The sequence below is a fragment of the Candidatus Desulfatibia sp. genome (assembly GCF_036446775.1).
Taxonomy (GTDB): Bacteria; Desulfobacterota; Desulfobacteria; order Desulfobacterales; family UBA11574; genus Desulfatibia_A.
This window is the reverse complement of sequence record NZ_JAZFTO010000202.1, coordinates 1-10,722: the sequence shown is the minus strand read 5'-3', so window position 1 is coordinate 10,722 and position 10,722 is coordinate 1. Positions and strand designations below refer to the sequence as shown.

General features: G+C 47.5%; 10 protein-coding genes. 7 read left to right on the top strand and 3 right to left on the bottom strand.

All coding sequences use genetic code 11. The annotated features are described in order from the left end of the window. Positions 1-149 precede the first annotated feature (149 nt). The 3 genes from V3S16_RS09920 to V3S16_RS09910 all read left to right on the top strand — a co-directional run bounded on the left by V3S16_RS09920 (position 150) and on the right by V3S16_RS09910 (position 1,947). Positions 150-956 (top strand): DUF362 domain-containing protein, encoded by an 807-nt coding sequence (locus V3S16_RS09920; protein ID WP_413884529.1) that lies wholly within the window; start codon positions 150-152, stop codon positions 954-956. A gap of 234 nt (positions 957-1,190) precedes the next feature. Next, on the top strand, positions 1,191-1,397 hold the full coding sequence (locus V3S16_RS09915) for a four helix bundle protein (RefSeq protein WP_413884528.1): 207 nt from the start codon (positions 1,191-1,193) through the stop codon (positions 1,395-1,397). Positions 1,398-1,608: 211 nt separating this feature from the next. After that, positions 1,609-1,947 (top strand): PilZ domain-containing protein, encoded by a 339-nt coding sequence (locus V3S16_RS09910; RefSeq protein ID WP_413884527.1) that lies wholly within the window; start codon positions 1,609-1,611, stop codon positions 1,945-1,947. A gap of 26 nt (positions 1,948-1,973) precedes the next feature. Here V3S16_RS09910 and V3S16_RS09905 read toward each other — a convergent pair whose 3' ends face one another. Beyond that, on the bottom strand, positions 1,974-2,528 hold the full coding sequence (locus tag V3S16_RS09905; protein WP_413884526.1) for a hypothetical protein: 555 nt from the start codon (positions 2,526-2,528) through the stop codon (positions 1,974-1,976). Between the two features lie 413 nt (positions 2,529-2,941). On the opposite strand from V3S16_RS09905, the gene V3S16_RS09900 reads away from it, so the two are divergent. From V3S16_RS09900 to V3S16_RS09885, 4 genes are all read left to right on the top strand, one after another. After that, entirely contained in the window at positions 2,942-3,226 is a 285-nt protein-coding gene (locus V3S16_RS09900; RefSeq protein WP_413884525.1) for an integration host factor subunit alpha, read from the top strand. 141 nt (positions 3,227-3,367) lie between these two features. Beyond that, the gene (locus tag V3S16_RS09895) at positions 3,368-4,288 is read left to right on the top strand and encodes a DMT family transporter (RefSeq protein ID WP_413884524.1); all 921 of its coding nucleotides are present in this window, start codon (positions 3,368-3,370) and stop codon (positions 4,286-4,288) included. Between the two features lie 64 nt (positions 4,289-4,352). After that, positions 4,353-8,369 carry an ATP-dependent RNA helicase HrpA gene (gene hrpA, locus V3S16_RS09890; protein WP_413884523.1) on the top strand — a complete coding sequence of 1,339 codons (4,017 nt, stop codon included), beginning with the start codon at positions 4,353-4,355 and terminating at the stop codon, positions 8,367-8,369. A 77-nt stretch (positions 8,370-8,446) separates the two neighbouring features. Then, positions 8,447-8,722, top strand: a complete 276-nt coding sequence (locus V3S16_RS09885; RefSeq protein ID WP_413884522.1) for a hypothetical protein — start codon at positions 8,447-8,449, stop codon at positions 8,720-8,722. Positions 8,723-8,984: 262 nt separating this feature from the next. Here V3S16_RS09885 and V3S16_RS09880 read toward each other — a convergent pair whose 3' ends face one another. Next, on the bottom strand, positions 8,985-9,275 hold the full coding sequence (locus V3S16_RS09880) for an HAD family hydrolase (protein ID WP_413884521.1): 291 nt from the start codon (positions 9,273-9,275) through the stop codon (positions 8,985-8,987). A gap of 67 nt (positions 9,276-9,342) precedes the next feature. Further along, positions 9,343-10,098, bottom strand: coding sequence for a phytochelatin synthase family protein (locus tag V3S16_RS09875; protein ID WP_413884520.1), 756 nt, complete (start codon positions 10,096-10,098; stop codon positions 9,343-9,345). Positions 10,099-10,722 lie beyond the last annotated feature (624 nt).

The following is a 10,722-nucleotide window of genomic DNA, read 5'->3' as shown; positions in this document are numbered from 1 at the left end:
AGTTGAATCCAATGCGTATATTTTAATAGCAGAGGGTTGATCTCCTTGATAACGGCCGTCGCGCTCTCCGAGGCGTAGGCTCATGTCTCTACGAGCCGGAGGCCAGGGCGGGCTTGAACGTTGAACCGCTCAACCTAGGTTTGATATAGATGCATCTATCCGTAATCGACTTCTACTCCTACCATGAATCGGTTACTGCGGCACTCGACGCCGTCAGCGCCGGTGAAACATTCGCAAAACAGAAGTCCATTCTGTTAAAACCCAACTTGACGAATGCTTCGCCACATCCGGTGACAACACGGGCCGCCTGCTGTGAAGCAGTCATCGAGTATATACGTTCCTGCTCGGCGGCCGAGGTCATTATTGCCGAAGGATGCGGCGATGCGAGTCTCGAAACCGATGAAATATTTGATCTGTTGGGATACCGGGATTTGGCCAAACGACATAAAATCATTCTGATTGATTTAAACACAGCACCGCTTCGAAAACTTAAAAACAATAACTGCTCGATTTTCCCGGAAATTTATCTTCCGGAAATCGCTTTTACGCATTTCATTATTTCCCTGCCGGTGCTCAAGGCCCATTCGTTGTCTGGAATTACCGGCACGCTAAAAAACATGCTCGGCTTTGCGCCACCCAAATATTATGCCGGAAGATTCGGGGGCTGGAAAAAATCAGTATTTCACAAGAATATGCAGCAATCGATTATCGATCTCAATTTATACCGCTGCCCGGATCTGTCCGTGATGGATGCCAGTGTGGGCCTGGCGGATTTTCACCTTGGCGGCCGTCATTGCACGCCACCGGTTAAGAAAATCATCGCCGGATACAATCCTTTAGAAATGGATCGCCAAGCCGCAAACCTGCTGGGACTCGACTGGCAACAGATACCGCATCTTTCAGCAGATTTTCATTTTGAACCTCTTCAAGGTTCTTTGCAAACTGCAACAAAATAGAGTAGGGAGGGACACATGAATGAAGAAACGGTCATAATGGAAAGAGCTGTTTATAAGAAAGTAAAGAATTCCCCCGCTACGCGAGGCAGGACCAGATTTTTCAGAATTAAATAAGTGCCTCACACCATTCTGACCATAATAGTAAGCATCCGGGGATAGTAACCGTTCAGAGGTTCAGGGTTCAAAGGTTCAGAAATTTGAACCGTTAATTTGTGAGTTCTGAATAGAGAAGGCATGAGAATAGAACGATTTGAAGATATTGAGGCATGGCAGTTGGCCCGGGAGTTAACTCGCAAGGTCTACGGCCTGACAAAGAAGGCCAAATTTACCCGTGGCTTCGGGTTGAAGAAGCAAATCCAGGATGCAGCAGACTCATCTAAAGGGTTCATAGGTTCAGCCGCCTACGCTGAAGCTACGTCGTGCCAGGAGGTTCGGAGCTAGTTAGTAAAGGTTAACAAATAAAGCAACCCTGAACTTCTGAACTCTGAACCTGTGAACGCCTACCTGGGATATTAGACATAAGGTTCCCCATCACGTGGGTCTGACAAACTTGATTCACAATCAAAACAGAACTTTATAACGATTTGACATTGCTGTGAATTTGAAATACGATATCTTAATACGAGCCAGAAGTGGATAGGAGATCTATAATTTGGAAAATTCCAGTGAAAAACGCCGGCATCCCAGAATCGAAGTCGAATGGCCCGTGATCGTATCTAAAGGTGACGACTTCATTGAAGGCGAAACCAAGAATATCGCCTTTGACGGTATTTCCATATTTTGTGAAGAACCGCTTCCGCTGGATGAGATTATCAGCATATCGATTGAGCCTCCAGGTCAGCAGTCTATAGTAATTTCCGGCAGGGTAATCTGGTCGGACGTCTATGGAATTGATGATCAGAATACCACCTATGCAATAGGCCTCTGCTTCGTCAAAATATCCGATGAAGACCGCAGTCGTTTCCTCGACCTGATCTCCGATATTCTCTAAGAATAAATAAAATCTTTAGGTGGCAATTAGTAATGCCTGTAACTGTAATAATAATCATAGGACCTGGTTGTATAAGGAAAATTAGATGTTTCCTCAAGAGTTAAGTACCCGGGCTCGACGCACCTTGTACGTTTACCGTCAATTATTTTAGATTGAATTACCTTGGCCGTTGCTTTCAAATCCAGCAATTTTGAGATCCTGTTGACCTCATCCACGAATCGTTCGTTGTTATGACTGCTTTCGCCCGTCCAGCCACCGGCCTGGTGAATCTTCTGATGAATCATCTCATGCAGCAGTACATCTCTGGCCAGCCGTTTATTTAAATTGTCCAGGCACCATTTGGGCATGTTGGTCGGATAAACCGGTCGCACCAGGCCTTTGTATAAATAAATAATATTTTTAGAGAAAAAATAACATCCTAAACTTTTGTTCCGCGGCGTCATAATCCAGCAAATAGGGCCAAGTAGATTCTTTGCGTCAAAACAGGTTGCATTCAAATCGTTCCATGCATCGTAAGCCCAGGCCCCTACCTCACCGAATATTTGAATACCCTCTGCTTTCAACTCGTTAAATCTATCCATTTAGTTATTCCACCCCTATCGCCAAACCCGGATAAACCGTAATCAAAAAATGACTGCCACGCCTGTCCGCCGTACAAGACTTTGGCAGGCGGGAAGGCACAAAGGATATATTTATTATGCTTTCTTCGTGCCTTGGTGTCTTAGTGGCAACAAAAAGGGTATCGCCGCTGAAAAGGGCCCACAGGGATCTGTCTGATGATCATCAGGCTATTACCTCGATATGGATATTTCGGGCACTATATCATTCCCATGGAACATTATCGACAAAAAATGCTTTTTTTTATTGAAAAAAACTAAATTATTTTATTATATAAACAGATCAATTTTATTTGACGGGTTTGACAGATTCAATTAAATCAGTTAAAAGAAACGAATTACGAATTAAGAACTATTAATCAGAGGAGAACTTTACCATGGCGCTAACAAAAGCTCAAATTATCGACACCACCCAGAACCATCTCGGTCTCTCCAGAAAAAGAAGTTCGGAACTGGTTGAAACCCTTTTAGAAATCATGAAGACCACCCTTGCAAACGGTGAAGACATCCTCATCAGCGGGTTTGGAAAATTCCGTGTAAAAGAGAAAAAGGAACGTAAAGGCAGAAATCCTGCAACCGGTGATGATATGATGCTGGCGCCCAGGAAGGTTGTTACCTTCAAATGCTCCGGAAAGCTTAGAGAAAAAATTGATGCCAATTAGTTCCGCCCCGCAAACAGATCTTCTGCCGGTAAAATGCATTGTCCGCTGAGAACCCGCCTGCCTTAGCGGTAAAATACAATCATAGCGCTTCGAGACCTTTGAAAGTTGCAACAGACTTAAATTACTACTGCCAAAAAACTCATGCCCTCTGACCGACTCCGCTGGCAACCGATAGCCGTTTTATTGGCCCTCGCTCTGGTGTGGGGGGCCAATATGGCCATAATCAAGATCGGGAGCCGAGAGTTGGCCCCTCTGTTTATGGCCGGACTGCGTTCGCTGGTAGCGAGCTTTTGTCTTTACGCCTGGATGAAATTCAAGAGGATAGACCTCTTCCCTTCCAAGATTGTTCTTTTGCACGGCATTGTAATAGGGCTCTTTTTTGGCGCCGAGTTCGGCCTGATCTATGTGGGGCTCAAATACACCCTGACTTCCCGCATGTATGTCATTTTGTACACCGCCCCTCTTTTCGTGGCCCTGGAAGCCCATTTTCTCCTGGGCAATGACCGTTTCAATCCCTGGAAGGCTGCCGGACTTTTACTGGCTTTCGGAGGTGTAGTGACACTGTATGTAAAAGATCTAGGTGCTTCTCATTTGACGACTCTGCCGGGCGACCTTATGGCTCTGGGCGCCGCTTTTCTATGGGGATCCACTACTGTCTACATAAAAAAGTTTTTGGTCGACCGTGCATCACCCTTGCAAACACTCTTTTACCAGGTTTTCTTTTCTGCACCGCTCCTGTTCGCTCTGAGTATCGCCCTGGAAGACCCTGTTGTGGTCTCAGCATTATCCTGGGCAGGAGCTTTTTCGGTCTTTTATCAATGTATCATTATAGCTTTTCTCAGCTACCTGGTCTGGTTTGAACTCATCTCCCGCTATCCTGTCAGCCTGCTACATTCTTTTACCTTTTTCACCCCGGTATTCGGTGTCTTGATAAGTGGTATCATAATAATGGGCGAACTGATAAGTTCCAACCTGGTGGCGGCTTTGATCATGGTATGCCTGGGCATGGTCCTGGTCAACTACCGCCCGCCGGAAGAAGCCGCCGCCCCCGCCGACAGTTAATCCTGATTGTTTATCATTCAATTTTTTTATGATATCCTTTGTGGAATATTGAGCCAAAATAACAATGAAACATATCATTAAACAAATCGAATCGCGGTTGCCTGCGGCACTGACTGCCGACAGACATGCCATCGGCCGCGAAATCGCCCGCATTAAACGCTCCGTGGCTAAATCGCCGGGGGATAAAAAGATCGCAAAACGTCTTTGTCATCTTGAGAAAAAACTTCAGGCTTCCATCAAAAAGAGAGTCCGGCGACAGGAAAGCCGCCCGCATCCAAAATACGACCCTGCCCTGCCCATAACGGCCAAAAAGGATGAAATCATCGATGCCGTCGCCAACAACCCGGTGGTCATCATTTCCGGGGAGACCGGTTCGGGCAAAACCACCCAGATACCAAAATTCTGTTTGGACGCCGGACGTGGTATTGACGGCAAAATCGGCTGCACCCAGCCCCGCAGAATCGCTGCCACAACTGTCTCCCATCGCATCGCCCAAGAATTAGGAGAGCTGCCGGGCCAATCCGTGGGTTACAAAATACGGTTCCAAGATAAGACCGGCCCCGATGCGTATATCAAAATCATGACCGACGGCATTCTGCTGGCCGAAACTCAGAACGACCCGTATCTTACCGAATACGATACCATCATTGTCGATGAAGCCCATGAGAGAAACCTGAATATTGACTTTATTCTGGGATTTTTAAAGACGCTGCTAAAGAGAAGAAAGGATCTGAAAGTCGTAATAACTTCGGCCACCATCGATACCGAAAAATTCTCAAAGGCTTTTGACCGGGCGCCGGTGATCGAAGTCTCCGGCCGCATGTACCCAGTGGAAGTCCGTTATCATCCGCACGCTTCCGAAACCGCTGATGACGACGACCCGGCCCATATTGAAATGACGGTGCGCGCGTTAGACCAACTGCAGCGGGAAAGTCCTTTCGGCGACATTCTCATCTTCATGCCTACTGAACAGGATATTCGTGAAACCCGTGAAACTATTGCAGGCCGACGATATAAAAATGTCGCCGTGCTCCCATTGTTTGCCCGGCTCTCGGCGGCCGAGCAGTCCAAGGTTTTTGCCCCCGCTTCAGCCAGAAAAATTATTATCGCCACCAATATTGCTGAAACGTCCATTACCATACCGGGCATTAAATACGTCATCGACACGGGACTGGCACGCATATCGCGATATACACCGCGATCAAGAACCACTTCCCTGCCGGTCACCGCCATATCCCAAAGCAGCGCCGAACAGCGCAAAGGAAGGTGCGGACGGGTAGAAAACGGCGTTTGCATACGCCTTTTTTCGGAGGAAGATTTCCATACTCGCCCGCTGTTTACATTGCCTGAAATTCTAAGGGCCAACCTGGCTGAAGTCATCCTGCGGATGATCGCTTTGAAATTCGGTGATATATCGGATTTTCCCTTTATCGACCGCCCGGACCCTAAAAGTATAAGAGACGGCTTTGATTTGCTGGTCGAACTCGGGGCGATTGCTCCGGTGCTCAAACCTGAGGCTGCCGGCGACAAGTATAGTTACAAGCTGACCAAAACAGGCCGGCTCATGGCCAAAATACCCGTCGATCCCCGCCTGTCCCGCATGTTGCTGGAAGCCCGGGCCCAGGGATGTCTGGATGAGATGACTGTTATCGCTGCGGCCCTGAGCATCCAGGATCCCAGAGAACGGCCTTCGGAAAAAGCCGAAGCCGCCGACCAGGCTCACAAAACCTTGCGAGACTCTTCTTCGGATTTTATTACCCTGCTGAATATCTGGAACCAATACCATCAGGTCTGGAACAGCCAAAAAACAACCGGCCAGAGCTTCAAACAGGTTAAAAAGTTCTGCAAAGCACACTTCCTCTCATTTAAAAGAATGAGGGAATGGTTTGATATTCACGGCCAGCTCACACAGATCCTGAAAGATTATCGTTTTCGCCGCCGCCGGCTTACACCCCTCGCGGCCCGGGACAGCTACCGGGAACCTGATGAATACGCTCCTCTTTATGCCGCCATTCACAAATCGGTTTTAAGCGGTTTTCTTGCCAACATTGCCGTAAAAAAAGAAAAAAATATATTTCAGGCCACCAAGGGCCGGGAAGTAATGATTTTCCCGGGCTCAACCCTGTTTAACCGGGCCAAGACCTGGATCGTGGCCGCTGAAATGGTCAAGACTTCCAGACTTTTCGCCCGGACTACCGCCGGCATCGACAGCCGCTGGTTGGAAGACCTGGGCGGTAATCTGTGCAAATATACCTATCTTGAACCGCACTGGGAAAGAAAGCGCGGCGAAGTGACGGCCAGTGAACAGGTCAGCCTCTTCGGCCTTATCATTGTTCCCCGGCGACCGGTGTCTTATGGTAGAATCAACCCCCGAGAAGCTGCGGAAATATTTATCCGCAGTGCGCTGGTGGAAGGCGATATCCGGCAGCAGTTTGCGTTTATGCAACACAACCGCAAGCAAATTGACGAAGTCAGAGACATGGAAGACCGCATCCGAAAGAGGGACATCCTGGTCAGTGAGGATGAGATGTTCCGGTTTTACCACCAACGTTTAAAAAAATGTTGTGATATCAGAACCATGCGACATCTTATTAAACAAAAAGGCAGCGACCGTTTCCTGCGCATGAAACCCGCAGACATCCGGCAATATTCCCCGGACAAAGCGGAACTGTCTCTTTTCCCGGACAGAATAGACCTTGGAAACCAGAGCTTTGATTGCACCTACGGCTTCCAGCCGGGAAAAAACGTTGACGGTATAACCGTTAAAATACCATTGTCCCAGACTTCCGCGATTCCTTCAGAATCAATGGGCTGGCTGGTACCCGGACTTTACAAAGAAAAAATAACCGCCCTCATCAAAGGACTGCCCAAAGCTTTTCGTAAACAACTGGTGCCGGTAACCACAACGGTCGATGTGATCATCAATGCCATGCCCCAAGAAGAAAATTCTTTGATCACGGCCTTGGGGAAATTCATTTACAACCGTTTCAATGTTGATATTCCGGCCGCGGCCTGGTCGGAAAACCTTTTGCCGCAACACCTTAAAATGCGCTTCGCAATCACAGGCCCTGAAGGTGAAGAGCTTGCCGCCGGCAGAGACCCGGCCATTTTACGCCAAAACTTTTCCGGCAGGACCGGCCCCCAAGAGCCCAAAGAAATCAAAACCGCCCGCAAACAGTGGGAAAAGACCGGCCTCACCTGCTGGGACTTTCCCGATCTGCCGGAAACCATCATAATTCAAGGAAAAAATACGACCAAATGGAGGCTGTATCCCGGCCTTGAAAAAGCCACTTTGAAGCAGAAATCGATTGTTAACCTGCGCCTTTTTCAACAACCCGACCAGGCCGTTAAATCCCATCAGGACGGCCTGGCGGCACTTTTTACTATCCATTTTGCAAAGGATCTCAAGTTTTTGAAAAAATCCCTGATCCTGCCGAAAAAAGCCGCAAAAATGGCCGACTATTTTGGAGGGGCCGCGCGTTTTGAAAAAATGCTGTACCAAACCGTTGTCAACACCCTTTTTTGCAAAAACCTGCGTTCAAAAGAAGCCTTTGATTCCCACGCCGAATCCGTAGCACCGCATATTCTTGCCAAAGGCCGCGAATTGCTCGACAAAAGCATGACTGTGCTGGCAGCCTACCATGAAACCAGAACCATAATTTACAGCCTGGAAACCACCCACGACCAAAGCGAAACAGCCCAACAATTTCTAAAAGACTTAAGAGAGCAGTTGGCCCGGCTGGTCCCGGAAACATTTGTGCAGCTTTACAGTACCGACCGCTTCGTCCACCTTGTCAGATACCTGAAAACTATTGAAATCCGGGCCCGGCGCGCATTTATTAATTTTGAAAAAGACCAGGTCAAAGCCAAGGAAATAGGCCTTTTCATTGCCGGCCTGAATATCATGCTTAAGGAGCTTAGGCCCGGAGCATCACCGCAAAAAAGGGCCGCTGTCGAGGAGTATTTTTGGTTGATCGAAGAATACAAAGTCTCCCTGTTTGCCCAGGAGCTAAAAACGGCCGTGCCGGTCTCTAAAAAACGGCTTGAAAAGAAACTAAAAGAGATCCAACGCATGGCATGAAAAGTTGGTAACCGTTCCGGGTTTCAGGGGTTCAAAGTTCCGGGCTAGTTGATAAAGGTGGATCATCTCCAATTTAGTTGGAGAAGAGGGTTCAAGGATTCAAGGGGTCAAGTGTCTGCTTTCAAACGATTTTACCATCCAACCCTGCGGTCTTCGATATTTCTTTTACGAAGGATGAGGATAAAAAGGTTCAGTGGTTGGGATTCATCAAGAAGGCCAAGATTGCCGATGCACCGGGGTTCTTCGAGGATGTTGCCGTAGCCGTCAAGGTTTTTCTTGAGCCTGTTGTAGCCTCTATTGTCGAGCGACGAACGTTTCACGGCTTCTGGACCGCACCTGGCCCCTGGCGATAACAAAAATACCACCAATGAGTGGAGCATTGTCAATGGCCGTCAATGGTCCCCTTGCCTGGGATTTTATGCTTATCAAAGGTCTGTGTGCGACTGTGATCTATCGGAGATAACACAGGTTGAAAGGTTATGGTTTTGGTGAATTTTAACCACGTTCTGCACGAACGTATTTCATAACTGTTACCTGACCCCCTTGTTTTTCAAAAAGTTAAATTGTATGTCCGTCCCGGAGAGCCTGCGTAGATCTACCTTCAAAAGGGTAAAATTATAATCGAATAGATGTCCCCCAATATCCCCAGGCATGCTCAACCTCATGCGGTTCGAGGCTTACTTTTCGAATAATCCAGCCACCGGGATATTGAGCGACCCCTGCGCCTGTGGAAAAAATCACGAAATCCACCGGAAGGTTCGAATCGGCAACGGTATTGAAAGAATACATTGAGCGACCGGTGGCGATCGCTCGCACGACACCTTGGTCGCCGAGCTGCTTTAAAGCATGGAGATCGACGGCGTCGAACGTCCGATCCGAGCATAGTAAAGTTCCGTCCAAATCCATAACAAACAGGCGTCTAGCTGCTTGCCGCTGAATGGTTCGGCTATTTTATTTTCATGCGAAATAATCATCAGCGCAGTTTTATGAAAACATACCCGCCGCTGCCGAAACCGAACGGTCTGAAAAAATGATGGTAGTTGCTGGATAGTCCTTTGTAAAAGGTATCAAAAGTGATTTTGTAGGGTTTTTCCTGCAGGGGGTCCACATCCAGAATGGTGACGTCGCCGTTTTGGGTATCAAAGCCCCCGACCGGTGAAATATGAGGTATGTTCATGGTCGGGACATAGGCACCTTGGTCAAAGTGGGCGATGATAAGACAATCGCCCTTTTTTTCAAAATCATTCAGTCGCTTCCACAGAACTTTTTTAATCCCTTCTGATTGTTTGGAATTCTTTTGGGCCTGAATCGTTTCAAAGGCCTTATACGCTATTCCGTAAGCCTCAAGGCTGCTTTTGACCACCTCGGAAAAGACGGGCAGCGGGAGGCCTCGTTTGCCATTGTGTCCCTTTTTGCTCATCCTTTCTTTCCAGTTTGCCGTCCTTACTTTCTCAAGAATATCCATCTGGCTGACCGGCATAGGCGTGTCGCCTTGTTCGTCCCTTATGGCATTGACGACTGAAACAACGCTTGCGACGGAGCAGGACGATTCATGGAATTGCTTCACATGGTGTTTTATAAGCGCGGATTTAAGTGAATTGCCATCGGATTGAATGGGACCGTCGATGTTCTCCCCTTGATGGCGACCAAACGCACCGGTGCCGGTGATTTTGTGGAGACAATACGGCACATAAAGATAAGCCAGTATGATGATTCTACGAAGCTTCATAGCTCCAGCGTACGTCCGGTTTTTAACGATTCTTCCGCCGCCAGAACAATTTTAAGGCTGTTCAGCGCGTCGTGTAAATGTTGAGACAGATCAAGATCTTCACAATTGCACAATTGGGGGTCACATCTTGATTAGTGATTATAGTTTTATATTACAATATTTCATGGAGTTATGTTGATAGTGCAGATGGTTTAATGATGACATTAATCACAAATCAAGATGTGACCCCGCTTCCCCTTGCGCCATAGCAAAAACACCACCCATGAGAGGGGTTTTCTCAATGGTCCCCTTGCCTGGGATTTTATGCTTATCAAAGGTCTGTGTGCGACTGTGATCTATCGGAGATAACACAGGTTGAAAGGTTATGGTTTAGGTGAATTTTAACCACGTTCTGCACGAACGTATTTCATAACTGTTACCTGACCCCCTTGTTTTCTAAAAGCTTGCTAAACTTAATATATTAAGATGTCCCTGAATCCTCTTTAGGGGCGTCCCGGAAGCCTGGTGTAAAACTCCGGGGGCATCTAATCTGGCTAATCTGAGTATACTCACAAGATATCATAATGGGACTAATCAGTAAAGCACGCTCAGCACGAACGTTTTATGTTTCCTAAAGTTTTCATG

Excerpts from the sequence above, each read along its gene's own strand:
- V3S16_RS09920 (WP_413884529.1), top strand. The coding sequence starts at position 150 with ATGCATCTATCCGTAATCGACTTCTACTCCTACCATGAATCGGTTACT.
- V3S16_RS09915 (WP_413884528.1), top strand. The coding sequence starts at position 1,191 with ATGAGAATAGAACGATTTGAAGATATTGAGGCATGGCAGTTGGCCCGG.
- V3S16_RS09905 (WP_413884526.1), bottom strand. The coding sequence starts at position 2,528 with ATGGATAGATTTAACGAGTTGAAAGCAGAGGGTATTCAAATATTCGGT.
- V3S16_RS09900 (WP_413884525.1), top strand. The coding sequence starts at position 2,942 with ATGGCGCTAACAAAAGCTCAAATTATCGACACCACCCAGAACCATCTC.
- V3S16_RS09895 (WP_413884524.1), top strand. The coding sequence starts at position 3,368 with ATGCCCTCTGACCGACTCCGCTGGCAACCGATAGCCGTTTTATTGGCC.
- hrpA (WP_413884523.1), top strand. The coding sequence starts at position 4,353 with ATGAAACATATCATTAAACAAATCGAATCGCGGTTGCCTGCGGCACTG.
- V3S16_RS09880 (WP_413884521.1), bottom strand. The coding sequence starts at position 9,275 with ATGGATTTGGACGGAACTTTACTATGCTCGGATCGGACGTTCGACGCC.
- V3S16_RS09875 (WP_413884520.1), bottom strand. The coding sequence starts at position 10,098 with ATGAAGCTTCGTAGAATCATCATACTGGCTTATCTTTATGTGCCGTAT.